This window comes from Halohasta sp. A2, assembly GCF_056175805.1.
The window spans coordinates 1-25,946 of the sequence record NZ_JAQFWV010000045.1 but is presented as its reverse complement, the minus strand read 5'-3'; the positions used below and the strand labels follow the sequence as shown (position 1 = coordinate 25,946).

The 25,946-nt window shown below is 61.1% G+C and carries 27 protein-coding genes and 1 pseudogene; 13 read left to right on the top strand and 15 right to left on the bottom strand.

Annotation, left to right across the window (positions count from 1 at the left end; genetic code table 11):
• Positions 1-356: 356 nt before the first annotated feature.
• The 6 genes from O2S87_RS12650 to O2S87_RS12625 all read left to right on the top strand — a co-directional run bounded on the left by O2S87_RS12650 (position 357) and on the right by O2S87_RS12625 (position 5,370).
• Positions 357-1,550, top strand: coding sequence for a threonine synthase (locus tag O2S87_RS12650; RefSeq protein WP_475409151.1), 1,194 nt, complete (start codon positions 357-359; stop codon positions 1,548-1,550).
• 38 nt (positions 1,551-1,588) lie between these two features.
• The gene (locus O2S87_RS12645) at positions 1,589-2,263 is read left to right on the top strand and encodes a metal-dependent transcriptional regulator (RefSeq protein ID WP_475409150.1); all 675 of its coding nucleotides are present in this window, start codon (positions 1,589-1,591) and stop codon (positions 2,261-2,263) included.
• 56 nt (positions 2,264-2,319) lie between these two features.
• Positions 2,320-3,375, top strand: a complete 1,056-nt coding sequence (locus O2S87_RS12640; protein ID WP_475409149.1) for an NAD(P)-dependent glycerol-1-phosphate dehydrogenase — start codon at positions 2,320-2,322, stop codon at positions 3,373-3,375.
• Positions 3,376-3,432: 57 nt separating this feature from the next.
• Positions 3,433-4,056 (top strand): DUF420 domain-containing protein, encoded by a 624-nt coding sequence (locus tag O2S87_RS12635; protein ID WP_475409148.1) that lies wholly within the window; start codon positions 3,433-3,435, stop codon positions 4,054-4,056.
• A gap of 92 nt (positions 4,057-4,148) precedes the next feature.
• A complete protein-coding gene (locus O2S87_RS12630) occupies positions 4,149-4,829 on the top strand; it encodes an NAD(+)/NADH kinase (RefSeq protein WP_475409147.1) in 681 nt (226 codons plus the stop codon).
• 103 nt (positions 4,830-4,932) lie between these two features.
• The gene (locus O2S87_RS12625; protein WP_475409146.1) at positions 4,933-5,370 is read left to right on the top strand and encodes a DUF7313 family protein; all 438 of its coding nucleotides are present in this window, start codon (positions 4,933-4,935) and stop codon (positions 5,368-5,370) included.
• Positions 5,371-5,712: 342 nt separating this feature from the next.
• On the opposite strand, the gene O2S87_RS12620 is transcribed toward O2S87_RS12625, so the two are convergent.
• From O2S87_RS12620 to O2S87_RS12565, 12 genes are all read right to left on the bottom strand, one after another.
• Entirely contained in the window at positions 5,713-5,988 is a 276-nt protein-coding gene (locus tag O2S87_RS12620) for a DUF7314 family protein (protein ID WP_475409145.1), read from the bottom strand.
• Entirely contained in the window at positions 5,981-6,436 is a 456-nt protein-coding gene (locus O2S87_RS12615; protein WP_475409144.1) for a DUF7315 family membrane protein, read from the bottom strand. Before O2S87_RS12615 ends, O2S87_RS12620 begins: the two co-directional genes overlap by 8 nt.
• Positions 6,437-6,591: 155 nt before the next feature.
• Positions 6,592-7,368 carry a cytochrome b family protein gene (locus O2S87_RS12610; protein ID WP_475409143.1) on the bottom strand — a complete coding sequence of 259 codons (777 nt, stop codon included), beginning with the start codon at positions 7,366-7,368 and terminating at the stop codon, positions 6,592-6,594.
• A gap of 4 nt (positions 7,369-7,372) precedes the next feature.
• The gene (locus tag O2S87_RS12605) at positions 7,373-8,167 is read right to left on the bottom strand and encodes a cytochrome b (protein WP_475409142.1); all 795 of its coding nucleotides are present in this window, start codon (positions 8,165-8,167) and stop codon (positions 7,373-7,375) included.
• A gap of 3 nt (positions 8,168-8,170) precedes the next feature.
• A complete protein-coding gene (locus O2S87_RS12600) occupies positions 8,171-8,560 on the bottom strand; it encodes a DUF7318 family protein (RefSeq protein ID WP_475409141.1) in 390 nt (129 codons plus the stop codon).
• Positions 8,560-9,198, bottom strand: coding sequence for a halocyanin domain-containing protein (locus O2S87_RS12595; RefSeq protein WP_475409140.1), 639 nt, complete (start codon positions 9,196-9,198; stop codon positions 8,560-8,562). Before O2S87_RS12595 ends, O2S87_RS12600 begins: the two co-directional genes overlap by 1 nt.
• Before the next feature lie 64 nt (positions 9,199-9,262).
• The gene (locus O2S87_RS12590; RefSeq protein ID WP_475409139.1) at positions 9,263-10,297 is read right to left on the bottom strand and encodes a DUF7319 domain-containing protein; all 1,035 of its coding nucleotides are present in this window, start codon (positions 10,295-10,297) and stop codon (positions 9,263-9,265) included.
• A gap of 107 nt (positions 10,298-10,404) precedes the next feature.
• On the bottom strand, positions 10,405-12,453 hold the full coding sequence (locus O2S87_RS12585; protein ID WP_475409138.1) for a molybdopterin oxidoreductase family protein: 2,049 nt from the start codon (positions 12,451-12,453) through the stop codon (positions 10,405-10,407).
• 6 nt (positions 12,454-12,459) lie between these two features.
• Positions 12,460-13,197: a helical membrane plugin domain-containing protein gene (locus O2S87_RS12580; protein WP_475409137.1), complete on the bottom strand. Its 738-nt coding sequence runs from the start codon at positions 13,195-13,197 to the stop codon at positions 12,460-12,462.
• A 2-nt stretch (positions 13,198-13,199) separates the two neighbouring features.
• On the bottom strand, positions 13,200-15,566 hold the full coding sequence (locus tag O2S87_RS12575) for a molybdopterin oxidoreductase family protein (protein WP_475409136.1): 2,367 nt from the start codon (positions 15,564-15,566) through the stop codon (positions 13,200-13,202).
• Complete coding sequence (locus tag O2S87_RS12570; protein WP_475409135.1) at positions 15,563-16,510, bottom strand: 2Fe-2S iron-sulfur cluster-binding protein; 948 nt, start codon at positions 16,508-16,510, stop codon at positions 15,563-15,565. The genes O2S87_RS12575 and O2S87_RS12570 overlap by 4 nt, the downstream gene beginning before the upstream one ends.
• Positions 16,507-18,036 carry an NADH-ubiquinone oxidoreductase-F iron-sulfur binding region domain-containing protein gene (locus tag O2S87_RS12565; protein ID WP_475409134.1) on the bottom strand — a complete coding sequence of 510 codons (1,530 nt, stop codon included), beginning with the start codon at positions 18,034-18,036 and terminating at the stop codon, positions 16,507-16,509. Before O2S87_RS12565 ends, O2S87_RS12570 begins: the two co-directional genes overlap by 4 nt.
• A 198-nt stretch (positions 18,037-18,234) precedes the next feature.
• Here O2S87_RS12565 and dph2 point away from each other — a divergent pair, with 198 nt between their 5' ends.
• Both dph2 and O2S87_RS12555 read left to right on the top strand, forming a co-directional pair.
• Positions 18,235-19,290 carry a diphthamide biosynthesis enzyme Dph2 gene (dph2, locus tag O2S87_RS12560; RefSeq protein ID WP_475409133.1) on the top strand — a complete coding sequence of 352 codons (1,056 nt, stop codon included), beginning with the start codon at positions 18,235-18,237 and terminating at the stop codon, positions 19,288-19,290.
• 70 nt (positions 19,291-19,360) lie between these two features.
• Complete coding sequence (locus tag O2S87_RS12555) at positions 19,361-19,840, top strand: DUF7321 family protein (protein ID WP_475409132.1); 480 nt, start codon at positions 19,361-19,363, stop codon at positions 19,838-19,840.
• A 50-nt stretch (positions 19,841-19,890) separates the two neighbouring features.
• Here O2S87_RS12555 and nth read toward each other — a convergent pair whose 3' ends face one another.
• Positions 19,891-20,577 carry an endonuclease III gene (gene nth, locus O2S87_RS12550; RefSeq protein WP_475409131.1) on the bottom strand — a complete coding sequence of 229 codons (687 nt, stop codon included), beginning with the start codon at positions 20,575-20,577 and terminating at the stop codon, positions 19,891-19,893.
• Positions 20,578-20,750: 173 nt separating this feature from the next.
• Here nth and O2S87_RS12545 point away from each other — a divergent pair, with 173 nt between their 5' ends.
• The 4 genes from O2S87_RS12545 to O2S87_RS12530 are packed head-to-tail and all read left to right on the top strand — an operon-like array spanning position 20,751 to position 23,795.
• Positions 20,751-21,665, top strand: coding sequence for an extracellular solute-binding protein (locus tag O2S87_RS12545; RefSeq protein ID WP_475409130.1), 915 nt, complete (start codon positions 20,751-20,753; stop codon positions 21,663-21,665).
• Positions 21,662-22,480: an ABC transporter permease gene (locus tag O2S87_RS12540; RefSeq protein WP_475409129.1), complete on the top strand. Its 819-nt coding sequence runs from the start codon at positions 21,662-21,664 to the stop codon at positions 22,478-22,480. The genes O2S87_RS12545 and O2S87_RS12540 overlap by 4 nt, the downstream gene beginning before the upstream one ends.
• Complete coding sequence (locus O2S87_RS12535) at positions 22,477-23,508, top strand: ABC transporter ATP-binding protein (protein ID WP_475409128.1); 1,032 nt, start codon at positions 22,477-22,479, stop codon at positions 23,506-23,508. Before O2S87_RS12540 ends, O2S87_RS12535 begins: the two co-directional genes overlap by 4 nt.
• A gap of 47 nt (positions 23,509-23,555) precedes the next feature.
• Complete coding sequence (locus O2S87_RS12530) at positions 23,556-23,795, top strand: DUF2061 domain-containing protein (protein WP_475409127.1); 240 nt, start codon at positions 23,556-23,558, stop codon at positions 23,793-23,795.
• 62 nt (positions 23,796-23,857) lie between these two features.
• On the opposite strand, the gene pan1 is transcribed toward O2S87_RS12530, so the two are convergent.
• Positions 23,858-25,072 (bottom strand): proteasome-activating nucleotidase Pan1, encoded by a 1,215-nt coding sequence (gene pan1, locus O2S87_RS12525; RefSeq protein ID WP_475409126.1) that lies wholly within the window; start codon positions 25,070-25,072, stop codon positions 23,858-23,860.
• A gap of 141 nt (positions 25,073-25,213) precedes the next feature.
• Here pan1 and O2S87_RS12520 point away from each other — a divergent pair, with 141 nt between their 5' ends.
• Positions 25,214-25,474, top strand: a complete 261-nt coding sequence (locus O2S87_RS12520) for a MarR family transcriptional regulator (RefSeq protein ID WP_475409125.1) — start codon at positions 25,214-25,216, stop codon at positions 25,472-25,474.
• A 367-nt stretch (positions 25,475-25,841) separates the two neighbouring features.
• Here O2S87_RS12520 and O2S87_RS12515 read toward each other — a convergent pair.
• A pseudogene (locus O2S87_RS12515) lies at positions 25,842-25,946 on the bottom strand (IS5/IS1182 family transposase); the annotation flags it as partial.

Genomic DNA, 25,946 nt, shown 5'->3' with positions numbered 1-25,946 from the left:
CAAACCGCTCTTTACTGACGCCAAACAGCGATATCTCTTCTGGCGTGATCACGATGTAGGCTAACGACCTATCAGACAGCGCTGGCCGCTCTGCCGGAGCGGCAGCGCTATCGTTTCAGATATATTTTGATATAAGAATATTAGAAGAAATTAGAGTCATTCACAGTCACAAATTTATTCTGTTATATCTTCGGCAGTGACTCTGTTTTGTGATCGAATATTGAGAAAAACGACGACGAGCTATGTGAAATCACACTTCACTTGGATGGTGCCCCACTATTATTATATCTGATACCGTGACGGGCGGAGACCTGTGCGACACGAAGGGCTTAGTTCGTACCGAGACAAGCAGGCATATGACGCGAACGCCAGCATATACCGGGCTCCGGTGTGTCGACTGCGGAACCGTCGCCGATACCGATGTCGACCAACACTGCCCGACGTGTGACGGGCCGTTGGAGCCGACATACGACTACAAGGAGGTCACGCCGGCTGACCTCTTCGAGCCGTCGGCCACAGCCACGGGTCTCTGGCAGTTCGATGCCCTGCTTCCGTTTCAACAGGACGTGGCAATCACGGCTACAGAGGGTTCGACACCGCTCGTGTCGGTCGACGAGCTGGCCGACGAACTGGGCGTCGAAGACGTGTATATCAAAGACGAAAGCCGGAACCCGACCGGCACTGTCTACGACCGAGGAATGAGCCTTGCGCTAACGGCACTCTCGGTCCACGATGATCCAACCGAGTTGGAACCACTGGCGCTCGCCTCGCCGGGTAACAGCGGGCAGTCGGCGGCAGCCTACGCGGGTCGGCTCGGTCTCCGGTCGTACGCGTTCGTCCCCTCGCGATCAGCATTCTCGAACAAGGCGATGATCAACGTTCATGGAGGCCAGATGCGAGTCGTCGGCGGCCGGTATCCCGACGCTGTTGCTGCGGTCGACGACCAGTTAGCCACCGACTACTACTCACTACAGGAGTTCACGACGCCCTACCGCCACGAGGGGGCCAAAACCCTCGCGTTCGAGCTGTATGCGGATCTCGGTTCGCTTCCCGACATCGTGTTCGTCCCGTCGGCGACCGGTGAGCTCGTCGTTGGACTCGCCAAGGGAATCGAGGAGCTCCAGCGTCTCGGTGTCGTCGAGACGCCGCCGACGATCGTTGTGGTCCAACCGACGAGCTGCTGTCCGATCGTAACCGCCTTCGAGAGCGGTCAGTACCGACCCGAGCCGTGGGCACACCCGGATACGATCATCGGCGAATTGGAGGTCGCCGACCCGGCTGGTGGCAAGCTAGCAGTCGACGCCCTCGACCGACTCGATGGCGCAGCGATCGCTGTCGACGATAGCGACAGTCTCGAATCGGCGACGGCAATCGCCCAGTCGCAGGTGATCGAGATGGGGCCAGCCGGTGGGGCGGCCGCCGCGGGCGCGTGGAAGTGGATGGACGCCGATCGGTTCGATGGCGACGAAACAGTCGTCGTCTGTAACGTCGACGCGGGTGTCAAAACACCGGATATTCTTCGGAGCCATCTAATGGGCAAAGGGGTGTAGGTCGGTAGCTATTTGCCGCCGACACTGGAACCCTAGGTATGTTCAGCGACGTGATGGAGGACTACCTGAAGGCGATCTACGTCCTTCAGGTCGAACGCGGGCCGCCCGTTTCGACCTCCGCTATCGCGGACTATCTGGGCAAAACACCGCCGACAGTGACCAGTATGGTCGGCAAGCTCGCCAAGCGCGGCCTCGTCGACCGAGAAAAGTACAAGGGCGTCGAGCTCACCACCGAAGGCGAAACGGTCGCGCTCGAAGTCATCCGTCACCACCGACTCCTCGAAACGTACCTAACCGAACATCTCGATTACTCGTGGAGCGAGGTCCACGAGGAAGCCGACCGGCTCGAACACCACATTTCTGAAGAGTTCGAACGCCGAGTCGCCGAAGCCCTCGATTACCCAACGGTCGACCCCCACGGCGATCCGATTCCGGGCGCGGACCTCGAACCGCTCGGCGAGGACGACTCGGTCCGGCTCAACGAGTTCGCCGAGGGCGACCGCGTCATCGTCACGAGAGTAAGCGACCGCAACGACGAGGAACTCCGCTATCTCGAGGCCGCCGGCATCACTCCTGGCACCGAACTTGAAATCGTCGACATCGCGCCGTTCGGTATGGTGACCGTCCAAATTCCAGAAGGAACCGAACAGAGTCTGCCGGAGTCGGTCGCCCGATCGATCCGCGTCGACGCGGTCGTCGAAGAGGTCGCATGAGTTTCTCTGCGTCGCGGACACAAACAATTTCAGTGGCGGGCCGCGTTGGCCCGAGCATGTTCGAAAAATCGACGTGGATCAAGCTTCCCCGCAACGTGGTTGTCGGCCACGGTGTCATCGACGAACTCGGTGAGACGATCGCCGATCTCCATCTCAGCGGCGAACCGCTGATAATTACGAGTCCGACGCCGAACGAACTGGCCGGTGATCGCGTTCGGGCCCAGGTTCCCGACTCGGAGACCGTCATCGTCGAAACCGCGAGCTTCGCGTCGATCGAGCGCGTTATCGAGACGGCTCGAACCCACGCGGCCGACTACCTCATCGGCCTCGGCGGCGGCAAACCTATCGATATCGCCAAAATGGCCGCCGACGAAATCAACTGCGGGCTCGTCTCGGTGCCAACCGCAGCGAGCCACGACGGTATCGTCTCGGGACGGTCGTCGGTTCCTGAGGGCGATACGCGACACAGCGTGGCCGCTGATCCGCCACTTGCGGTTGTCGCCGACACCGAGATCATGGCCAAAGCCCCCTGGGAGCTGACCAGCGCTGGCTGTGCGGACATCATCTCTAACTACACCGCCGTCCAAGACTGGCGGCTCGCCAAACGGCTCAAAAACGTCGAATACTCCGAGTACGCTGGCGCGCTCTCGGAGATGACCGCCGAGATGTTGGTCGATAGTGCTGACTCGATCAAACCAAACCTCGAAGAGTCCGCCTGGATCGTGGTCAAAGCGCTCGTCTCGTCGGGGGTGGCGATGTCAATCGCCGGCTCGTCTCGGCCAGCGTCGGGAGCCGAACACCTGTTTTCACACCAGTTGGATCGGATCGCCCCCGGCCAGGCGTTACACGGTCACCAGGTCGGTGTCGGCTCGATCATCACCGAATACTTACACAGTGGGGACGACGGCCAGTGGCGAGCGATCCGAGATGCACTGAAACGCATCGATGCGCCGACGACCGCCACCGAACTCGGCGTCACCGACGACGAACTCCTCGAAGCGCTCACAACCGCTCATGAGATCCGCGACCGATACACCATCCTCGGCAACGGCGTCAACTTCGAAGCCGCCTACGAAACCGCTAGGGTCACGGGAGTCATCGACGGCGACTAGCTGCGCTTTGCCGCCCGAAATCCGAAGACCGATACCCTACGAGCCGTATACACCAGTATGGAGACTCCGTTGGTCGACGGTCCTGTGCGGACACATCCGAACGCCGTGACGATATTGCTGTCAGCCGTGGGGTACGCCGCGGTCATCGGGGCGTTCGTCGTCCCTTCAGTTCAAGCACTGTTTCCGGAACTGAGCCTCACACAGGTGAATCTGCTCGCGGACGCCATCGCGGTCGTCAACTCGATCGCGGTCGTGCTGCTCTGTGTGGGTTGGTACTGGATCCGGTCCGGCGACGTCAAAAAACACGCCGCTGCGATGACTAGCTCGTTCGTCTTGATTCTCATCTTCCTCTCGATGTATCTCCCGAAAGTCGCCGGTGGCGGTACCAAAGAGTTCGTTCTCGAGTCGGCGTACAGCTGGGTGCCGCTGTGGGAGTGGGTGTATCCAGCCTACCTCGTCATGCTCGCGATTCACATTCTCCTGTCGATTCTGGCGGTGCCACTGGTTTTGTACGCGCTCGTGTTGGGGCTAACCCACACCCCCGAAGAGCTTCGGACCGACACCCCACACAAACGAGTCGGTCGGCTCGCTGCCGGAACGTGGATTCTGTCGTTGACCCTCGGCGTCGTCACCTATCTCATGTTGAATCACCTGTACGCCTCGGAGTTCGTTGCGGCCTGATGGGTCGTCGACCGGCCCGATTGACGAACGCTTTTTGTCGGCTAGCGACGAGTGTAACCAATGACTAACCGGCTGGTCGGGAGTAACTAACAATGCGTGTCGCACTCAGCGGAGCCGCCGAAAGCGGCTCGCTCGAACAGGAGGTCGACGCTGTCGTCGACCTCGTCGACACCGAAGCCGCAGATCTCCTCGTCACACTGGACGAAACGGCGCTCGGTGACCGTGTGGCCAGCGGCGAAACCCGGCCGATGCTCCCGGTTGGAAGCGCCGACACATGGGGGCCGAGTAGGGAGCGACTACCGCATGTTCTCGCCGCGATCGACGGCCGACGGATTCCAACCGTCGACGTTGAGCCGCTTGTCGTCTCAGCCGATGGAACGCAGTCGACGGCGGTGTTCGATACGACACTGGTCACGACCGAGCCGGCACGGATCTCCGAGTACGCGATCACCGCCCGTGGCCGCCAACAGTATTCGTTTCGTGCCGATGGGGTTGTCATTGCCAGTCCACTGGGGAGTGCTGGCTACGCCCGTGCGGCTGGCGGTCCGCTGCTCGAGTTCGGAACGGGGGTGTCGATCGTCCCCATCGCACCCTTTGCGACGATCGCCGACACGTGGGTCCGTCAGCCCCCGCTGTCGATCAGCGTCGAACGGAACGATTCGGTGACTGTCTTGGCCGACAGCGAGCGGCTGACGACCGGGCAGTCGGGACTCACTGTCGACGTTCGGGCCGGCGAGCCGTTTTCGCTTGTCGACTACGAACAAATCGAGTAGCGTCCGAACGGGTCACTGTGTCGGCTCACTGTGGCACGATCAGCAGGCTGGCTCACAGTAGCAATTGGAAAAACTCTAATGAGTCGTCTCCCCACGTCTATGTATGGACCCACTGCAGTTTCTCGTTCCACTGGGCTGGATCGAGACCATCGGACCAATCGTCCCAATTGCGATCCTCGTTCTCGTGGTCGCGAACATGGGCGCACGAATCATCGAAAACCGAAAGCAGTCCCGACAGGCCGAAAACGACGAGTCGATCACGCGCCATCCGCTCGCGGTCGTGACGACGATGGGAGTCGTCACGATGGGCCTATTATTCGTTCTCTACCGGCCAATCAGCGGGATGATCATGATGATCCCGATCACCGGGCTGTTTGTCGCTGACTTCTTCGAGTTTGAGAGCCGACGTGTCGAAGCTGACAACGGTCTCACGTTCGAGCGGCCGAAAGCGTCCATGCTCGCCGCGACGATCGCACTCGTGTATGCGATGTACTACGGCCTCGACGCGCTGTACTCGCCGTATCTCGATTTGATCTTCTGAGCTGAGGTCCGTTTTCGAACTGGTTGTGCTACTACTGCTATGTTACTGACGACTAACTGCGATCGTCCACCATACTCATCGGTCAACGGCAGTCGTCCACCATACTCATCGGTCGACGACAGTCGTCGATCACCGAAGACCGACAATCACGGTCAGCGGATCCGCTACTGTCTGTGAGCTTCTATTCTCGGTGTCGACTTCCGGGTACTCTCTGCGAACTGGAACTCGCCGAGCGTCGAGACGACCCCCGATATGAATGCAAAAACCTGCGGGAGATTGACCGAGCGGACTGGTTCCGAGTTCGAACAGGATCAACTCGGGGATGCTCGGTAGCGTACTATCTTAACTTGATTCGCGTCGCTCTTCGATCGCCGTACGGATTTCGCGACCTGCAGGGATGAGCACCCAGAAGGCGAGCGCGCCCAGAATGGCCATCCAAAAGAAAATGTCGATAAGGAAGATGGCGATCGCATCGAACGGCGTCGACGGCTCAGGCGGTGCGGCGAACAGTTGGTTCACATCGAAGAACGAGGGTGTCTGATACCAGCCAGCAAGCGTCATCCAGACGAGCCCTGCTCCGGTCAGGAATCCAAACCCTTTGATGAACTCATCAGCCATTAATTGACTCTTCGTCGGCGTCCTCTTGAGCGTTTCCCATTCCCGCAACCCGAAACCGACTACTCAGGATAAACACCCCCGAGCCGAACGCCATCAAACACAGCCCGACGACACCGAGCAGCCCGCCCAACAATCCCTGGTTCGGCGAGATACCGACCGTCTCGATTGCCAACACGATCAGACTCCTGAGTACGCTCACCTGTAGCGTCGCTGCGTCGATCAGAATAAAGCCAACGAGAATCGAAGCCGCTGCGATCAGCGTCGAAAACACCGTGATCGTCTTGTAGAGCCGCATCGGAACGACAACATCCCGTCGACCACGGTCACGATCACGGTCACGACCGCGATCACGTGCCCGGTCACGGGTACGCCCGTGTCGATCCAGCTCATCGGACGGTGTCGACTCGGACCCTCCCTGGTCGGTGCTCGGGGCTTGCGAATCGCTCATGTAGATACGAAGGGGCTGAGTCGTATAATTATCCGGTGGTATCGACGACGCGGCGTCGACGGTGGTATATAAATACGAATGGAAGCTGAATAAAATCCTATTAAAAACCGAGTGTCGAACGGAACCGGCCGAAGCGAACCGATTGCGGTATCGCGCTACTTCGGTGGCCGGAGCATGTAGTACCGGCGGTTGAGCCCGTACATATAGCCCTCACGCATCGTCTTGAGGACGGCGTAGGTGATGATCCCCACGACGACCGGGAAGGCGAACACGATGTTGAGCTGAAGATCCAGCGGCAGCGGAATCAGGTTCTGGACAGCCAGCCCCGCGATGGTGAACGAGAACACCGCGCCGCCCATCCCGATAGCCGCCCAGAACGGCTGTTCGACCGGTCGACGGGCACTCCCTTTGTTCAAGAACGGAAGGAGCGCCACCGCACCGACGACGACGACGTTGGCGACAACGCCGTAGAGCTGGTCGGACATGATCTTGTCGCCGTCAAGAATGGCCAGCCCGGGGTTGAGCGGATCGAGTTTGAGCAGGCCGAACGACCAGTAGAGATACCAGTCGGGCAGGATGATCTCGGGGGTCGAACTGGGGTCTGCAGGTGCTTCAAGACTCGGCGGGAGCGCCGCGGCGATCAGGACCAGAATACCAACGAAGAACAACGAAATCGAAAGGTTGCGGATGATCTCGTGTGGCCACGTCGGAAAGCCGAGCACGTCACGTTCGACGTAGTCGGACTCGGTGCGGAGGTCCTGGTCTTCGCGACGAGAGCGTTCGAAATACTCGTATGTGAGTCGGGCGAGTCCCGTCTTTCGGGCTTTCCGCTCGCTCCACGTCGGTACCTCGTCGTCCGGGGCGACGATACCGGTCTCCTCGCTCGCACCATCGGTGCGAATCTCGTCGTCTGTGGGTTGGTTGTCGCTCATTGTATCAGTGTGGCTCCGCGATTCCCTGCACCCAGACGATGCCGACGTGGAGCGCGATTAGCGCAGTCACCACGAACGGCAGGATGAATACGTGCAGGATGTACATTCTGACGATCGTTGCCTCGCCGAGCGTGAAGCCGCCGAACAGTAGTTGGGCGGCCCACTCGCCGACGATCGGTGTCGCTAATGCCATCTCGACGCCGATCTGGCCAGCCCAGAAGGCCAGCTGGTTCCACGGCAGCAGGTAGCCAGTGTACCCGAACACCATCGAGAGGCTGATCAGGATGACACCGAGCAGCCAGTTGAGCTCACGCGGCTCTTTGTACGAGCCGGTGAAGTAGACTCGGAGCATGTGAAGGAAGACCGCGGCCATCATGATCTGGGCGGCCCAGCGGTGGATACTCCGCAGCGCAAAGCCGAACTGGAGGTCCCGCATGATCATCTCGATCGACGCGTATGCGGCCGTGGGATCGCCAGCCGTCGACGGCGAGTAATAAAAGCCCAACAACGCACCGGTTACCGCGGCGACGATGTAGGCCAGAATCGAGAAAAAGCCAAGCGAGTAGAGCGGATACCAGTACCAGAACTTGTTATCGAGGTTGTACTGCTCGGTGTGGCTCTTGGGCATCTGGAGGTTGATTTTGTAGTAGGCGTTCTCCAGTAGTTCCAGATAATCGACGATGCGAAGCCGACGGTCGAGAAAGACAAGTGCTGTCAGAAACACGGTCTCGATCGGCGTCAGATCCTTCGTTTTGAGCCACGCGTGGTGGTCGAAGTCGTCTCGTTTTTCTAAGCTCATAAGTTATCGCTTGTAGTAGGGGTAGATCGCTCGTTTCACCGTGTCCCATGCATCAGGGCTTCCGAGGGAGACGCCGTCGGCCTGGTCGCTCCGAACGTAGAGGTCCTCCCATTTGCGTCGGCGCTTTTTGACGATCATCACGTCCGGAAGGAACTCCTTGCGGTAGAGCGCGAGAATGAACGCGAGGTCGACGAAAATGAGCCCCAAAATCGCACCCAGGAACATGTTCCCGAACTCGGTGGCGGCCCACCCGGAGACGAGCGCGTACACGAACAGGAACACCATGACGACCTCGATAAGCGTCAGAAGGACGATCCCGATGGCCGCCGCCGTCGACTCTCTGGCGGGCTCATAGCGGTGAATGTCGCCGTAGGTGCTGCCAGCAGACGACATCAGCGACCTCCCTGGCCGGTGTTGGGCGATTCACCGTACTTCAGCACGTAGAAGGTGAACACGAGGCTCACTGCGATACCCAGGAAGCTGACGATGCCGACCCAGTGCTTCTGGATCGGGACGCCGACATCGTGTTCGAAGTCCTCGGGCCACCCGCCACCGCCGCCACCGACCTCTTCGGTTTCGACGTCATCGCCGACGGCGACCGCCCCGAGCATTCCCTGCGAAGCGTGTGGGTCGCAGTTGTAGTTGGTGATTCCCTCGTGATCTTCGGTGAACTCAAAGTCATACGTGAAGCCCTCTTCACCGGAGAGATCGCTTTCGATGTCCGCCTCGCCATCGGTGGCGACGACGTTGTGTTCACCGCCTGCACCGGACCATTCCCACGTCACTGTCGTGTCGGGATCGATCCAGATGCCTGCAGGGCTGAATGCGAGGTCGCCACCGTTGCCGCTGGCACCGACCTCGACGGTGACTTCGCTTTCTTCCCTGAGGTCTTCGATGCCGCCATCAACTTCCTCAAGCTCGGAAAAAACCGGTTGTTCCTCTTGAGCGACTGCCGTCCCGCTGCTTGCGGCGACAGCTGTGGTGGCGGCGGCAGACCCTCCCGCTGTTCGAATGAACTCCCGCCGTTTCATACATCGATTAATCAGAACGCGCCGTGCTTAAACCCACCGACTATCGGTCGGCTAATACGGGCAGCTACGACCCTTCTGTCTTGTGATCTCGGCTTTTTCGCTCTGTCGTCTGAGCCGTCGGCTCCGACCGAGATTCATCCGGTGGTTCTGGCGCGTTTCGACCGGTCGACTCGGAGGAAAGTTCGGAGTTACCCCCAGAGTCGGACTCAACATCACCGTCGGAACTGGATCGAGGGAATTCAGGGCGATCGAAGCCATCTGTTTCGACGGCTCTGAGTCGGTTGCGGTACTGTTCTGCACGGAACCGATCCGACAGCCGCGCGTTGGCCACGAGCGAGAACAACACGACACCGACAATGAAAAACAACCCACCGATCACCGGCGCGACGATGCCGACGTCCGTAACCAGCCACGCACCGATCAGTCCTAGCCCACCGAGCAGTTGCATTCCGGCGATAACCTGTAACATTAGGTTCCCGAGTTCGCCCGACTGCTCGGTGACCGACTCCGGCGAGGGAAGCTCGTAGGATTCGGGTGGCTCGTCGACCTCGTACTCATCCATCGAACAGAGCGCGACGATCGGTTCGACGTCCCGAAGCACGCCACCCTCTCCGGCGACCATCCCATCTGGCGAGACGGTGACGTACCCCTCGTCCGAGTAGACCAATAGGTGGTCGACGCCGTCTCGCCGCTCGCGTTCGATCACGCCGAAGATGTCCCGGCGGGCGATTTTGGCTTTGAGATCGGCCTCGATGCGATTGATAAGCTCTGGACCGGTGATCCACGTCTCGGCGTCGAAGGCGGCCTCCCACTCCTCGGGCGTCATCCGGGCCATATCGGCTGGCGAGAAGTTCTCGAAGTCGTACTTCTCGTCGACCTGTTGTCGGAGTGCATCGAGCTCATCGGTTGGCGACTCTCGGGAGGCGTCACCGGCATCAGTCGACGACTCTCGCGAGGTATCACCGGTTTCAGTCGACGACTCTCGCGAGGTATCACCGGTTTCAGTCGACGACTCTCGCGAGGTATCACCGGTTTCAGTCGACGACTCTCGCGGGGTATCACCGGCTTCGGGCGCCTCTTCGTCCGATGAATCACTCATTGTCATATATACGAGTCGGACCCATTGTTAGGCTAGCGGTTTCCGTGTACGTGGTCGACGAGATATCAGCGTAAAATCCTCCGTAGTGACCAGTTTGGAACAGCACCCTATTTATTGTGAGTGGGCTCGCTCGGTGGTCGCACGAAGACGGTCGACGACTCACTCCGAACGAACGGATCAGCGATCGCCGCCGGCAGAAACACCGTTCCCGGTCGAACACGCTCGCTTGTTTCGACCGGTGTTTCGACCGTGATCGGGCCGTTCGAGACGACGACCGTGTCGGCCGCGTCGACGCCGCGCTCGCTCGCATCGGCCGGGTGGATCCGCAGCCGTCGGTCGGCGTCGACGTGGTCGAGCGCGAACTCGCTCGCACGGCCACCAGCCACCAACTGCAGCCCGCCCTCGCACACCGAGTCGACGCCTCCGGCAGGGTCGAACCTGGTTGTGTCGAGTCGATCGTCGTCGAACCCAGCGTCGCCGAACGCGTACTGTGCGGTCCCAAACGCCGCACGTCCATCGGGCGTCTCGAACGAATCACCGTAGAGGACACCGCCGCTCTCGACCGGCCACTGTCGACCTTCGGGAGGAATCTCATCGTACGAGAGTCCCTCGTGGGTCGGTGCAACCCGCGTCAGTTCATCGAACACTGCTTTGACAGTCCTGTATTTAAATAAGCCGTGGCCGTCGGACAGTCGGTTGCCCAACTCACACAACACCGTCCAATCAGACCGCACCGTCTCGGGCGGCGCTCTCGTCGGTTGTGAGCGCTGTATTCGCCGTTCGAGGTTCGTGAACGTCCCCGGCTTTTCGACACCTGCAGCGACCGGAAGGACGACATCCGCGAATCGAGCCGTCTCGCTCTCGGCGATGTCGAGCACGACGAGCAGGTCGAGCCCACACAGTCGACGCCGAAGCCACTCGGAGTCGCGTTTCGAGATGGCCGGGTTCTCGCCGACGACCACTGCGCCACGAACCTCGTCGCCGAACGACGTGAGCAGTTCGTGTGCGTTCTTGCCGGGGTCGGTGGGTGGCTCGATACCCCACTCTGCGGCAACCTGCGAGCGGGCTTCTGGGTCGGTCACCGGCTGGTGGCCGGGGAGCCGGTCGGGGACACAGCCAGCGTCCGTCGACCCCTGTTCGTTGACCAGGCCCCGAAGCACGTACAGTCCACTCCCGCGCCGTCCGAAGTTGCCGGTCGACAAAAGAAGGTTCACGAGCGCTTCGGCCGCGTTCGGACCTCCTTCGTCGCCTTCGATCCCAGTCCCAACCAGGCCAGCAATGCGATCAGCTTCGACGAGACAGTCGACCACCTGCGCGACGGTCACGTGGTCGACACCAGCGGCCGCGGCCACACGCTCGCGATCCAATCCGTCGAGCGACTCGACGAACGACTCGTAGCCTCGTGTTCGTTCCTTTATAAACGCGTGGTCGACACCCTCGCCATCGTCGATCACAGCGGCGCTCAGGAGGTCGAACACGAGCGCGTCCGTTCCCGGCCGCGGAGCCACGTGGTGGTCGGCCAGCCGCGTCGTTCGATTGCCGACCGGGTCGACGTGGACGAGCGTCGCGCCGTCGAGAACGGCTGGCCGGACGAAACTATTGAACGCGATGGGTTGGCGTTCGGCCGGATTCGCGCCCGCGACGAGGATCAGGTCGCTTGCGTCGAGAGCAGCGAGGCTCCCGGTCGAGGCCGGCCAGCCGACCTGCTCGGAGAGCGCCCGCGTCGACGAGACGTGACAGAGCCGCGCACGGTTGTCGACGTTGTTCGTCCCGAGCGTCCGGGCGAGCTTCTGGAGGAGGTAGTTCTCCTCGTTCGTGCAGTGGGGAGCCCCGAGAAACGCGAGCGCGTTTGGTCCGTGGGTCCGTTTTATGCGATCCACCCCGTCGACGACGCGCTCGTAGGCCGCATCCCACGAAACAGCCTGCAACTCGCCCTCGCGCCGAACCAGTGGCTCGGTGAGTCGACTGTCGCTGCCGACCTGGTAGGCCCCGACGCCCTTCCGGCAGAGTCGACCGTTTGGGTTCGCAGGGCCAACCGCACCGCGAGCGCGGTTGTCCGTGGAACGCTGTTCCACGCGCTCGCCGGGGGTGAGTCGACAGCCGACCGCACAGAGCGGACAGACCGAGGTGTCGATCGGTGGTTGGTGGTCGCTCACGGGTGGCTAACGGCGTCTGAGTCGACGACCGAGTGCGTTCACAAACCCAAGGAGATAGCCGAAGCTGGCTCTCAGATCTCGACTCGTGAGTTGTCGAAGCTTTGCCTGTAGGCCGACGGTTCTGTCGTCATCTCGAGCATCACCGACCGCTCCCAGAACGTCGTTCATCCCCCGGACCGCCCTTTCGTCGACTTCGAGCGCCGAGAGCGTCGTCGCCGTTTCGAGCAACGCGTCGAGCTGTCCCTCTTGTTGGAGTTCGACGACGGTTTCGAGCGTGTCGACGAGTGCAGGGCCGCTTTCCGAGAGCATCGTCGAGAGTCGCTCGGTTTCCTCGGTCGACAGCGAGTCGGTCAAGGCCGTTGCGAGAGCAACGAGATCGTCGAGGTGACCGTCGCGCTGGAGTCCAACCACCAGTTCCAGTGACGCCGAGAGTTCGTCGGCGTTCTCCCCGAGATCAGTCGCCAACTCGGCTGCACCCTCGCTCGACAACCCGTCCGCGGCCGTCACGAGGTTTCCGACAGTGGCGGTGATCTCGTCGAGTTCCTCCTCGTCCGCACTGGCGACCACGAGAATCGCTGTTTCAAGCGCGTTTTCGAACTCATCGCTGTTATTTATAAGGGCCGCGAGGCGGTCGCCGTTCGCCGACAGTGCATCGTCGACTGCGGCCTGTCCATCACCACTGTCGTCGTTCTTCCGGGCGCGGTTGGTGGCCGTCTCCGGGTAGGAGTCGGTCGGTTCGGCCATTATCAATCATCCCCCGCGGCTTCGAGGTCTGTAGCCTCGATCGGCTCGGCACTCGCGTCGACGGGGCTAATGCGCACGGTCGACACCTTGTACTCTGGTGTCGCCGCGGCCGGATCGAGATGCTCCTCGTCGGTCAGTCGGTTGACCGCGCTCTCGGCGAAATGGATCGGCACGAAGACAGTCTCGGGGCCGACCCGGTCGGTCACCTGCGCCGGGACGACGATCTCGCCGCGGCGCGATTCGATTGTGACCAATTCGCCGCTCTCGATGTCGACCTCGGCGGCCGTCTCGGGATGAATTTCGACGAAATCGCTCGGCGTGTACTGCATCATCCCTTTCGAGCGATGGGTCATCGTCCCAGTGTGGTACTGGTAGAGCACGCGGCCGGTCGTCAGCGACAGTGGGTACTCCTCGTTCGGCGTCTCGGCAGGTTCGCTGTAGCCGACTGCCTGGAGGTTCGCCGTGCCGTTGTCGGTGTTGAACTCGTCCTCGTAGAGGCGTTTCGTTCCGGGGTGCTCGTCGTCCCAGCAGGGCCACTGGAGGCCACCTTCGGCCTCGATCCGCTCGTGGGTCATCCCGCCGTAGATCGGCGTCACCGAGTTGACCTCCTCCATGACTTCGGCCGTCGACTCGTAGTCCCACGCTCGGCCCATCCGATTGGCGAGATCTTGGAGGATCTCCCAGTCGGGCCGCGAGTCGCCCTTCGGCTCCATGACCTGTTTGACCATCTGAACGGTGCGGTCGGTGTTGGTGAACGTGCCCGTCTTCTCGACGAAACTGCAGGCCGGAAGGACGACATCGGCGTACTGGGCGGTTTCGTTGACGAACAGGTCTTGGACGACGAGGAAATCGAGGTCTTCGAGGACTTTCTCGGCGTGGTTGACGCCGGGTTCGGAGAGCGCGGCGTTCTCGCCGATAATGTACATCCCGCGAATGTCGCCTCTATCCGCGGCGAGAAACATCTGGGTCGTGTAGTAGCCGTACTCCGGCGATATCTCACAGTCCCACGCCTCCTCGAACTTTGCACGTAGTTCGTCGTCCGCGATGTCCTGATAGCCCGGGAAGTTGTCGGGCAGTGGCCCCATATCGCCGCCGCCACCCTGAACGTTGTTCTGGCCGCGGAACGGCGAGACACCAGCCCCCGGTTTACCGAGGTTACCGGTGATCGCCGCGAGGTTCGCCATTGCCAGCACATTCTCAGTCCCATGTGAATGTTCGGTCAGTCCGAGCGTCCAGCCGAACACGCAGGCGTCGGCGTCTGCAATCGTCTCGGCAGCCGAGGCGATCTCCTCGGGAGGAACGCCCGTGACCTCCTCGACGACCTCGGGCGTGAACTCCTGGACGGACTGTTTGACGGCCTCGAAGCCGGTTTCGCGTTTGTCGACGCGCTCTTCGCGGTCGTCGGCCGCGTCGTGATCGCGTGCCTCCTCGGGCTCGTAGCTAGTCACCCGATTCTCCACGAACTCTTCGTCGTAGAGGTCGTTGTTGATGATGTAGCGAACGATCCCGTTGATCCAGACCGCGTCGTATCCCGGGTTGATCTGGCTGTACTGGGTGGCGTACTCGGCGATCTGCACCTCTCGTGGGTCGAAGACGATGAGGTCGGCCCCGTCGCGGACGTTCTGTTTGATGCGCGTCGCCAGCACCGGGTGGGCTTCGGTCGTGTTCGAGCCCGTCAGGAGGATGCAGTCGGCGATTTCGAGATCGTCGGTGCTTATCGATGCCGCACCATAGCCGTACGACTGAGCGAGTCCAGCGACCGTCGAGGAGTGACAGAGCCGGTTGCAGTTGTCGACGCTGTTGGTGCCGAGCACCTGTCGGGCGAACTTGCCCATGAGGTAGTTTTCCTCGTTTGTCGCCTTCGAGGAGGCGATCAGCGAGAGGGCCTCAGCGCCGTGGTCGTCTCGAATCGATTCGAGTCCGTCGACCACGCGCGCGAGCGCTTCGTCCCACGTCGCCTCGCGGAACTCGCCGTTCTCGTCGCGTACGAGCGGTTTGGTCAGTCGGTCGTCGGAGTTGACGAAGTTGTAGCCGAACTTGCCTTTGACACACGTCGAAATCCCGTTGACCGGGGCGTCCTCTTCGGCGGTCGGGCGGGCGGCGAGGATTTCCTCGCCGTCGGAGTAGAGGTCGAACCGGCAGCCGACCGCACAGTAGCCGCAGGTTGTGTCCTCGACGGTGAGATCGTCGAGACGCTTGTCACCGATTGCGGTGGCGATCTCGAACAGTTTTCCCTCCGAGAACGTGTCGGCGGCCAACCCTTCGGAAACCTGTTCGACGTTCGTGAGCGCCTGCTGTTTGGCCCGCTGCATGTAGCCCGCGACGCCGTCCAGTTCGTCGTCGACCTCGCCCTGTCGGTTCTCGCTCATGGCCACTCACCCCCACTCGCGCTGGAGGCGTCGTCCCACACGTCTACGTCGACTGTCTCGCTGCCTTTGTCGACTGGCTCGGTCTGTTCATCCCGTTTTTTGGGCGTCATTGGACCCTTGGCGTGCTTGGTGTTCTCGTAGGTCTTGCCGATGCTGTTCTTCTGAGTAAACCCAGGTAGCGGAATCGTCGTGGCGTCCTCGATCCCCTTTTCGACGAGTGCACCTGTCGGACAGACGGTCACACAGTGGCCACAGGAGACACAGGTAGAGTCCTCCATTGTTTCGGCCCCGTTTTGGAAGCCAATCCGAGTGTCCTTCCCCGTGCCTTCGATCCGAAGCACGCCCTCTACCTGAACATCGTTACAGGCCTCTACGCAGCGGTTGCAGAGAATGCATTTGTTGCGGTCGATCTGGATGAACGGCGAGGAATCGTCGAGTGGTTCGTACTCATCGCGGTCGTCGAGCACACCGTAGCGTGGTTCTTCGACCTCGTTTTCGATTGAAGCGTCCTGCAGTTCACACCGGCCGTTCTTTCCGCAGGTCGTACACCGCAGATTATGATCCGAGAGGACGAGATCGAGGTTTACGTCGCGTGCCTCGGCCGCTTCATGTGCGGCGGTCCGAATCGTCATTCCGTCTCGGGCCGGGAAGCTACAGGCGGGGACGATACCGTAGCTCTCGGTGTCGACCATACAGGTCCGACACTCGCTTCGGGGGCCGATCTCCTGTCTACCGTAGTGGCAGAGCGCAGGCACGTAGTCGTCAGTCTCGATTCGGTCGACCGCATCCAGCAGTGTCGACCCCGCGTCGAGAGAGACCTCGATGCCGTCGACGGTGACAGTTGCGGGCTCTTCGCTCGCGACTGGCGGATCAGTGGCTGTTCCGGGGGCGATGCCTTCGGTCAGTGGCGGGATATCCGCCGGTTGGTGGTGTTCTGAACTCATGGGTGGGCCTCCTGTGGGTCGAGACAGCTACCGGCCGGACAGTGGCCGTCGGCGTGGGCCTCGAACTCCGCTCCGAACTCGTCGATGGCGGTTCGGACCGGTCGACCGGCCTGGACGCCGAATTCACAGATACTCGAGGTCGACATCACGCGAATCAGTTCCTCGATTGTTCCGGGTGTGTAGCTGCCGTCGTAGATGTCTCGGAGCAGTCCTGCGAGTTGCGTGGTCCCCTCCCGACACGGCACGCAGCGACCGCAGTTCTCGGCGGCGGCGAAGCTGGCAGTTTTACCGACGAACTCGACCAGACACCGATCGTCCGTGAGGAGGTGAATTGATCCCTCGGTGCCGAGATCAGCAGCCGCCAACGATTCGGGGTCGAGGGCGACACCGAGTTCGCTCGTCAGGCCGCCGAACCGCCCGCCGACGCGAACGGCCTTGCCTTGGCCATCCGAGTCGACGGCTTCGAGCGCGTCGGCGATAGTGGCCGTCTCCGGCAGTTCGACCGTCGCTGGCGCGTCGACATCGCCCGAGATCGTTATCAGTCGAGTGTTCGGGAGTTCCCCCTCACGGAGTGCGACCGCGAGGTGGGCGAGGGTTCGCGGCGTGTGGATGAGCGTCGGTTGACCGTGGAGGCCGACTTTTTCGGGCCCTGGCGGGCGAAGCCGTGCCTCCAACCGATGATTGCCTTCGATCGCTTCGATCGCCATCGTCGGTTCGGCGGCCCGGTACGCGGCAGGACCAGTGACCACGTCGACGGGAACAGAGAGCGTCGGATGGGTGTCGGCGGCTGCACGAACCGTTTCGACCGCCTGTTCGTCGCCTTCAGAGGCGTAGACGATGATACTGTGGGCGTCGACAGTGCGAGCGACCGCGGCGGCTCCGTCGAGTAGTTCGAACGGGGCGCTCTCAAGCAAGAGCGTGTCTGCGGGGTTGCCGTGGGCGTTTACGACGACCACGGTGTTGCCGCTGGCTTCGCGGACTGACTTCCACGTCTCAGCGAGGGGTGCGTCGCAGCACAGATCGCCCCAGCCTCGGCCACGGAGGCGAGCGCCCAGATCAACTACGACCTCGGGGGCCGGCTCTTGGAATCCGCCCGCTGCCTCGTGGTCTGCCGGGGCGGTCGGTCGACGCCAGCCACAGGCTCCGAGGACGGTGCGCACGCTAACATCAAACCCCGGTAGTGGAGGAATCGGAAGCTGAGATGTCGTTGGCTCGTGGTCGACGACAGCATCCGGCTCGGGTAGCGGTCCGTCGACTGTGTCGCTGATCACATCGTCAAGGTGGCCGTCAACCGCATCATCGACCGAGCCAGCGATCGCGTTCATTTGGTCGGGCGAACATCGGGTATAAAATGCCGTCCGTCCAGCCTGTGTTACCGTGACGAGTGGCTCTACCGCTGGGAGGCCGGTCGAGCCGACTTCGGCGAGGTTCTCGTCGAGATCAGCACCCCGGTTTGCAACGGACTCGTGCAGACTGGTCTCCGAGATTCGGACTACTGGACGGTCGAGTTCTGTAAGTGGAATCATGGTGCACCGTCTGCATAGACTATCGATTTTAATCATTATAAATCATCGGAGCGCCACAAATCAAACCAAAAATCCCGTATTTCATGAAAAACAGGTATTTCTTCTGTTGGGTCGAGGCGAACGGTCACGACGACCACGGCTGGCCAACTGAACCAGCAAAGCACCGTGGTTTTACGTCTCGGGCGGAAACAACAGGCAATGAGCCAGGACGCCACTGACGAGGGCTATTCGGAGGGAGACCTCCGACAGACGGGAATGAATCTCCGGCACGACCGCGAGTGGGACTACGAACTCGAACGGATCGTCGACGAAATCGAAGAGCGCGACGCCACCAAGGTCGGCCTTCAGTTCCCCGAGGGGCTCAAGCGCCGCGGCCCGGCAGTCGCCGACGACCTTCGGGAACTGGTCGACGACGTCACCATCCTCCTTTCGGGCCAACCGTGCTACGGGGCGTGTGATCTCGACACCTACCTGATGCGCCGGACCGATGTTTTCGTCCACTTCGGCCACTCGCCGATGAAGGAGTCGGACAAAATCATCTACGTTCCCCTCTTTTCGAACGTCGACCCCTTCGGTATCCTCGAAGAGTCGCTCGACGAACTCGAAGATCCCAACGACGATCCCGCCGTGGGCCTCGTGACGACCGCCCAGCATATGAACCGCTTCGGCGAGATGGTCGACTGGCTCGAAGCACGCGGCTACGAGGTACACACGCGCAAGGGCGACGACCGACTCACCTACGAAGGTCAGGTTCTCGGCTGCAACTACGCCTCGGCGGACATCGACGCCGACCAGATTCTGTACGTCGGCGGCGGCAAGTTCCACCCGATGGGCCTGGCGATGGAACACCAAGAAAAGACGGTCGTCATCGCCGATCCGGTCAACAACGTCGTGACGATCGCGGACCCCGATCAGTTCCTCAAACAGCGCTACGCCTCGGTTCACAAGGCGATGGGCGCCGAAAAATGGGGCGTCATCTTCTGTACGAAGATCGGCCAGGGCCGCTGGGAGACGGCCGAAGAGATCCTCGAAAACAACGACAACGCCTACCTGATCACGATGGACGAGGTGACGCCAGACCGCCTGCTCAACTTCGATATGGACGCCTTCGTCAACACGGGCTGTCCAAGAATCACGACCGACGACGGCCCACGGTTCCACAAGCCGATGCTCACGCCGGGCGAGTACGAGATCGCGATGGGCAACAAACCCCTGGAGGATCTGGAGTTCGACACCTTCCACGGCACGTGGTAACGCCGCTGGCGGGAGCCGAATGCACAGCAAAAAGCGGATGTTTTAGACGGTCGACAGTCAACACTCGCTAATGGTCGAAGACGTGACGATCGCGACGCTCACCGCGCTGTCGGTGACGGCGAGTTTTCCCTTCTTTCTATACGGCGCGTGGATCATGCTCAACGCCGAGACGGTGACGTGGGACGTACTCGTCTACCACCTCAAATTCATCGTCGTCGGGCTGACGCTGACGACCGTACCGATGGTCACGTGGATGATCCCGCGGCTGTTCGAGCAGTTGGGAGGCCTCTCGGCGCTCCACGCCTTCCTCGGACTCCAGGCCTACGCGCTGTTACTCGTCGCACTGACCGGCATCGTGCGGATTTTCCAGGCCAAACGAAACGCGGATCTGTACAAAAACCCCGACCAGGACGTCGACCTCAACGACCTTCACGAGAACATGGGCGCGTGGCGCGCCCGACTCCGCGTCGGCGTCTTCGGCTACACACTGTTTTGGATCGCCGCGTGGGTGATCGGCATGTATCGGTACGTGCTTCGGTACCTTTTATAAATAGAACGGCAGAGGCGGGTCAGTAGTCGCCGACTACTTATACGCGTGGTTCAGTCCCACGGCTCGCCGGAGGCGAGATCAACTTCGCTGTCGAGTTTCGAGGAGGGACAGATGTCTTCGAGCAGGCAGTCGCTACAGTCGGGGTTGATCGCCGTACAGGTCTCTCGGCCATGGGTGATCATCAGATGGGTGTACCACTGCCAGTCTTCTTCGGGAACGACTCCCATCAGGTCCTGTTCGATGGCTTCCGGACGTTTCTCTTCGGTGATACCGAGCCGACGCGAAATGCGCTGGACGTGGGTGTCGACGACGATTCCCTCGACGATCTGGTGGCCGTGCTGGAGGACCACGTTCGCTGTTTTCCGGCCGACGCCTTTGAGATCGGTCAACTCGTCCATCGTGTCCGGGACCTCACCGTCGTGTTTCTCAATGAGTGTCGAGGCTGTCGAACGGATGTAGTCGGCCTTGCTGTTGTAGTAGGTAATCGAGGAGATGTCCTCGGCGAGCTCGTCTTGCTCGACGGCGGCGTACGCTTCAGGGCCGTCGTACTTTGCGAACAGTTCGGCGGTCACCTTGTTCACCCGCTCGTCGGTACATTGGGCCGACAGCATGACGGCAATAAGGAGTTCGAGGCGGTTCGAAAACGTCAGCGAGATCGTCGTGTCGGGATACGCGTCGTAGAGACGGTCGATGACTTCGAGTGTCTGGTCGTGGCGACTGTCAAGTGAACTGCCCATATGCGCTGCTGGTCGGCGAGCGTGTTGAGTGGTTCGGAGTCACGGTCCCAACAATCTCACTGGACGTGACGTTCGAGACAGGTCGACCATGATACACGGTTCAGGGGTTGCTTTTCGGCAACTTTGTCGATGTAGGCGGTAGCTTATGTCCTCGCGGTGGCCAGTCTCATTTAATGAGTGTGCAGTCACGGCGGGGATTTCTGTCGACCGTCGCTGGCGGCGGTCTGGTAGGGATGGCTGGCTGTCTGGGCAGTGAGTCGGTCTCGGTACTGTCGGCCGGAAGTCTCGCGGTCGTCCTCGAAGACCACGTCGGCCGGGCGTTCCAAGATGAGACGGGAACCGAGTTTCGCGGCGAATACTACGGCGCGAATGCGGTAATGCGGATGGTCGAAGACGGCCAGAAACACCCGGATGTCGTCATCAGTGCCGACAACACCCTGTTGCGTGATCGGCTCTACGACGAGTTCACCGACTGGGACATCGAGTTCGCCTCCAACTCGGTCGGGCTCGCCTACGCCACCGACACCGCCTTCGGCGGTCGACTCGACGACGGCGAGCCATGGTACGATCTCGCAGCCGAGGCCGAAAACGGTGAGCTTGCGATCAGTGACCCGGATCTCGACCCACTGGGGTATCGGGCGATGTTGGCGTTCGAACTGGCCGAAGCCGAACACGAACTCTCGGGGTTCGTCGACCACCTCTCGGAAACCGTTCACCGCGAGCCAGACGAGCCACAACTGCTGGCCGGCGTCGAGACGGGCAACCGGGCAGCGGCAGTCTCCTACCGGAATATGGCCGTCGACCACGACCTACCGTTCGTCGAATTCCCAGACGCCTACAACTTCGCACATCCCTCCTACGCCGACCAGTACGCCAGCGCCAGCTACACCACCGACGAGGGCTATACGGCCCGCGGGAGCCCGATCGTCTACAACGCAACCGTCCTCGACCGCGCGGACAACCCAGGTGGAGGGTTGCAATTCGTCCGGTTTCTCGCCGACACCGACGAGCTGCTCGCCGAAAACGGGCTAACTGTCGACGGATTTCCGAACAGTCACGGGGCCGTCCCCGACGAGGTACGACGATGAGTCTCATCGGCGGCCGCGAGGGGAGCCACCGACGAAAATCACCCGAGCTCCTGGTCCCGGCGGTGTTGGGTGGGCTGTTGGTGTGCTACTTCGTACTGCCGTTTGCCTTCTTTCTGTGGCGGACCGGCTCGGTGCCGATCGGTGAGACGCTCGGCCAGCCAGCCACGCGGATGGCGATTCGGAACTCACTGTTGAGCGCGCCGGTCGCTACCGCGATTGCGACGGGGTTGGGCGTTCCGCTGGCTTACGTGCTTGCCCGCGAATCGTTCCGCGGCAAACGACTCGTCGAAGCACTGGTCGTGCTGCCGTTGATCGTCCCGCCCGTCGTCGGTGGCGCGATGATCCTCGCCGCTGTCGGGCGGTTCACGCCCATCGGCTCGGCGGCAGCACATCTCGGGATTCCGCTCACCGACAGCCTCATTGGTGTGGTTCTGGCCCAGACGTTCGTGGCTGCGCCCTTCGTCGTTATCACCGCACGCGCAGGGTTCGGAGCCGTCGACGAACGGCTCGAACAGGCCTCACGGTCGCTTGGGTATGGCCCGCTTGCGACGTTCTGGAACGTCTCGCTACCGCTGGCACGGGGGGCGATTCTCGCAGGGGTCGTGCTCACGTTTGCCCGTGCCATCGGCGAGTTCGGCGCGACGATGATGGTCGCCTACAACCCCCGGACGATGCCGACCCGGATCTGGGTCGATTTCATCTCCGGTGGGATCGATGCTATCGTCCCGCTCGCGCTCGCGTTGCTGGCGGTCACCCTCGTGGTCGTCGCTGCCATTCAGCGCGTCGGTCGTGTGCCGACGGTGATCGACCGATGACACTCGAAATCGAGGGACTCACCCACCACTACGGCCGCGAGCCCGCGATTCGAGACGTCTCGTTTTCGATCGGCGACGGCGAGCTAGTCGCGCTGTTGGGTCCAAGCGGCTGTGGGAAGACGACGATTGTCCAATCGATTGCGGGCCATCTGACGCCGACTGCCGGGCGGATTTCGCTACGAGGAGTAGATGTCACCACTGAGCCACCCGAAACACGCGGGGTCGGGGTCGTCTTTCAGGAACCGACGCTGTATCCACATCTGACCGTGGCCGAAAACGTCGCCTACGGCCTCACCGCCCGTGGGATGTCGGACCCAGAGCGAACGGAGACGGTCGACGAATTCCTGTCGTTGGTCGATCTGGCAGCGTCCTACGATTCGATGCCGAGCGAACTCAGTGGCGGCCAGCGGCGGCGCGTCGAGTTGGCCCGCGCGCTGGCTCCCGAACCCGATATCCTCCTGTTGGACGAGCCGCTTTCGGCACTCGACGCCGCGTTACGGCGAAGACTCCAGGACGAAATTCGTCGAATCCAGCGCGAAACCGGCGTGACGACACTGTTCGTCACCCACGACCAACAAGAAGCGATGTCGCTGGCGGATCGACTCGTCGTGTTACACGAGGGCCAAGTAGCCGCAATCGGCGAGCCACGGACCCTCTACCAGTCGCCGCCGAACCGATTTGTCGGCTCGTTTCTCGGCCGATCGAACACACTGGAAGCGACGACTCTCGACGGCGAACCGTCGACAATCGAGGTTGCCGAGACGCGAATCGAGTGGCCAGCGAGTCCGAAAAAGACCCAGCCGGTCGTCCACATCCGACCTGAAGCGATCGCCGTCGACTCGACGGGCGATATCACGTTCTCGGGGCGAGTCCGTACCGTCTTTGATCACGGCTCACACTACGATGTCGAGATCGAACTGGCGAGTGGCGACCGACTGGTCGCATCATGCCAGCACGCACCACCCACCGTCGACGAATCGGTGTCGGTCGGCGTCGACCGGCGTGATCTCGTCGTGTTGGACGACTAGCCGCGCGGCGCGAGTGTATTTATACGACCGACGCGGGAATCAGGGGTATGATTCGGGACGTCTTCTCGCGGTCGACGCTCCAGCAGCGCAAGCGCGCCATCGTCAAAACGCTCTGCTATCGGCTGTTTATGATCCTGATTACGGTCGTCGTCGCATGGCTGTTCATCGGCGATGTCGGCGAGGCGTTGAATATCGGCATCGCCGCCAATCTCGTCAAAACCGTGACCTACTACGTGTACGAGCGAACGTGGGATCACATCTCCTGGGGTCTCTCGGAGCCGAACTGAGCATTCACTGCTATCGGTGTTGGAAAGACAGAAAATCGAGAGTAGATCGAGACTACTGCGCGTTAGGCGAACGCTAATGAGCTTCCGATGTCCTCATCGGCGTCGACCTGGATCTTCTCCCAGGCGTCGACGAAGTCCTGGCGGTAGACCTCGGTGCGGTCGTCACGGATGGCGAACATCCCGGCCTCCGTACAGACGGCCTTGATATCGGCCCCCGAAGCGTCGACCGCGAGTTCGGCGAGTTCGGCGAAGTCGACGTCGTCGGAGACGTTCATCTTCCGGGTGTGGATCTGGAAGATGATCTCGCGACCGTCGGCTTCTGGTTTGGGCACCTCGATGAGCCGATCGAACCGGCCCGGTCGGAGAATGGCGGGATCGAGCATGTCGAACCGGTTGGTTGCGGCGATAAGCCGGATGTCGCCGCGCTCGTCGAAGCCGTCCATCTCGCTGAGCAGCTGCATCATCGTTCGCTGGACCTCGGCGTCGCCGGAGGTCTTCGAGTCCGTTCGCTTGGAGGCGATCGCGTCGATCTCGTCGATGAAGATCACGGCGGGCTCGTTCTCGCGGGCGACTTCGAACAGATCCCGGACGAGTTTCGCGCCTTCGCCGATGAATTTGTGGACCAGCTCGGAGCCAGCCATCTTGATAAACGAGGCGTTGGTCTGGTTGGCGACCGCTTTGGCGAGCATCGTTTTCCCCGTTCCGGGTGGGCCGTACAACAGGACGCCCGACGGCGGGTTGATGCCGACCTCGGTGAACATCTCGGGTCGGTCGAGCGGCATCTCGACGGTCTCTCGGACCTCTTGGAGTTGGTCGGCGAGCCCGCCGATGTCCTCGTAGGTGACGTCGGGACTGTGGTCGACTTGCATCACGCGGGCGCGCACGTCGGTTTCGTTATCGAGCCGCTTGACGATCGACAGCGAGTTGTTGACCGCCACGCGGGCGTCGGGTTCGAGCTCGTCGCGCATCTCGGCGGTGACCTCGGTCAGCGCCTCCTGGTTGTTGCCGTGCTGTTTGATAATCACGCCCTCGTCGGCGACCTCTTGGACGGTGGCGACGAACAGCGGCGACTGTTTGAGCTTCTTGTTTTCGTGGGTTAGCCGCTCCAGTTTCTGTTTGTACTTGTTGTTCTCCGCGTTGGCGTCGAGCAGTCTGTCGCGCATCTCCTCGTTTTGCGACTCGATGACGCCAAGGCGATCCTGCAACGCCTCGATCTTGTCTTGTCGGGACGCCGTCTCCTCGTAGGGTAGTTCGACGTCGTCCACGGTGTCAGTCATCGGCCGTTCTAAGGCAGTCATTAATAAGAGGTTTCGGGTCGGGGTGGTTCTTGGGTTGCCGTTCGGCGACCGATCGACGGTCCGAGCTAATTGTAAGTAATAGCAAGTATTATCAAACAGCATTCGAGAGTATGCGTATCTATGAGCGCGCCAGAGACTGTTTCCACCGACGACTCAGCGGACCGATGGGCCGACGTTCGTGACCTGCCGCCGAGTGCCAAGCTCGTCGCGAAGGTCTTGGAGTACAACGATACGCTCACCCAGAGTGAACTCGCCGAAGAGACGCTGTTGCCCTCGCGAACGGTCCGCTACGCGCTGAGTCGACTCGAAGACGCCGATGTGGTCGAATCCCGGTTTTCCTTCTCTGACGCCCGCAAGCGACTCTACAGCCTCAAAATATAACCCGTTCTAGGTACCGTTCTACGCTCGCTCGACCGAGTGGTGACTGTTTTCGAAGAAGCCGTCGGAATGACACCGAGAGGGCTCGCTGTCGATACGGTCTGACCGAAGAGAGTCATCCAGGCAGCCACATCTCGGAGCTCGTCACGCCATCTATACACCCTACTTTTCAATTAGTTGTCTATAAAATACACAAAGTATTTATAACATCTATCTAACTGACCAGTACCCCTACCCGGTGTGTTCGCACCACCGTACTCTCGGCGAGTCGACCACCCGATACGATCGTTGGGCACGTGTGGACACCGATACAGACAAACCCAAACTATGACCGACACAACCTATAGCAGAGGGTGTCATACAATTCATCTCATACCACAAGCTTCGTCCGCCCTGGATTTTCACCCTGTTCGTAGTTCGTGATTGCAACTATTACTCGGAGACACAGTCCAAGGAATGCTTGTACCCGAGCATG

Bases quoted from the DNA above. Each gene is read 5' to 3' on its own strand.
- O2S87_RS12650 (WP_475409151.1), top strand. From the start codon at position 357: ATGACGCGAACGCCAGCATATACCGGGCTCCGGTGTGTCGACTGCGGA.
- O2S87_RS12645 (WP_475409150.1), top strand. From the start codon at position 1,589: ATGTTCAGCGACGTGATGGAGGACTACCTGAAGGCGATCTACGTCCTT.
- O2S87_RS12640 (WP_475409149.1), top strand. From the start codon at position 2,320: ATGTTCGAAAAATCGACGTGGATCAAGCTTCCCCGCAACGTGGTTGTC.
- O2S87_RS12635 (WP_475409148.1), top strand. From the start codon at position 3,433: ATGGAGACTCCGTTGGTCGACGGTCCTGTGCGGACACATCCGAACGCC.
- O2S87_RS12630 (WP_475409147.1), top strand. From the start codon at position 4,149: ATGCGTGTCGCACTCAGCGGAGCCGCCGAAAGCGGCTCGCTCGAACAG.
- O2S87_RS12625 (WP_475409146.1), top strand. From the start codon at position 4,933: ATGGACCCACTGCAGTTTCTCGTTCCACTGGGCTGGATCGAGACCATC.
- O2S87_RS12620 (WP_475409145.1), bottom strand. From the start codon at position 5,988: ATGGCTGATGAGTTCATCAAAGGGTTTGGATTCCTGACCGGAGCAGGG.
- O2S87_RS12615 (WP_475409144.1), bottom strand. From the start codon at position 6,436: ATGAGCGATTCGCAAGCCCCGAGCACCGACCAGGGAGGGTCCGAGTCG.
- O2S87_RS12610 (WP_475409143.1), bottom strand. From the start codon at position 7,368: ATGAGCGACAACCAACCCACAGACGACGAGATTCGCACCGATGGTGCG.
- O2S87_RS12605 (WP_475409142.1), bottom strand. From the start codon at position 8,167: ATGAGCTTAGAAAAACGAGACGACTTCGACCACCACGCGTGGCTCAAA.
- O2S87_RS12600 (WP_475409141.1), bottom strand. From the start codon at position 8,560: ATGTCGTCTGCTGGCAGCACCTACGGCGACATTCACCGCTATGAGCCC.
- O2S87_RS12595 (WP_475409140.1), bottom strand. From the start codon at position 9,198: ATGAAACGGCGGGAGTTCATTCGAACAGCGGGAGGGTCTGCCGCCGCC.
- O2S87_RS12590 (WP_475409139.1), bottom strand. From the start codon at position 10,297: ATGAGTGATTCATCGGACGAAGAGGCGCCCGAAGCCGGTGATACCCCG.
- O2S87_RS12580 (WP_475409137.1), bottom strand. From the start codon at position 13,197: ATGGCCGAACCGACCGACTCCTACCCGGAGACGGCCACCAACCGCGCC.
- O2S87_RS12575 (WP_475409136.1), bottom strand. From the start codon at position 15,566: ATGAGCGAGAACCGACAGGGCGAGGTCGACGACGAACTGGACGGCGTC.
- O2S87_RS12570 (WP_475409135.1), bottom strand. From the start codon at position 16,510: ATGAGTTCAGAACACCACCAACCGGCGGATATCCCGCCACTGACCGAA.
- O2S87_RS12565 (WP_475409134.1), bottom strand. From the start codon at position 18,036: ATGATTCCACTTACAGAACTCGACCGTCCAGTAGTCCGAATCTCGGAG.
- dph2 (WP_475409133.1), top strand. From the start codon at position 18,235: ATGAGCCAGGACGCCACTGACGAGGGCTATTCGGAGGGAGACCTCCGA.
- O2S87_RS12555 (WP_475409132.1), top strand. From the start codon at position 19,361: ATGGTCGAAGACGTGACGATCGCGACGCTCACCGCGCTGTCGGTGACG.
- nth (WP_475409131.1), bottom strand. From the start codon at position 20,577: ATGGGCAGTTCACTTGACAGTCGCCACGACCAGACACTCGAAGTCATC.
- O2S87_RS12545 (WP_475409130.1), top strand. From the start codon at position 20,751: ATGAGTGTGCAGTCACGGCGGGGATTTCTGTCGACCGTCGCTGGCGGC.
- O2S87_RS12540 (WP_475409129.1), top strand. From the start codon at position 21,662: ATGAGTCTCATCGGCGGCCGCGAGGGGAGCCACCGACGAAAATCACCC.
- O2S87_RS12535 (WP_475409128.1), top strand. From the start codon at position 22,477: ATGACACTCGAAATCGAGGGACTCACCCACCACTACGGCCGCGAGCCC.
- O2S87_RS12530 (WP_475409127.1), top strand. From the start codon at position 23,556: ATGATTCGGGACGTCTTCTCGCGGTCGACGCTCCAGCAGCGCAAGCGC.
- pan1 (WP_475409126.1), bottom strand. From the start codon at position 25,072: ATGACTGACACCGTGGACGACGTCGAACTACCCTACGAGGAGACGGCG.
- O2S87_RS12520 (WP_475409125.1), top strand. From the start codon at position 25,214: ATGAGCGCGCCAGAGACTGTTTCCACCGACGACTCAGCGGACCGATGG.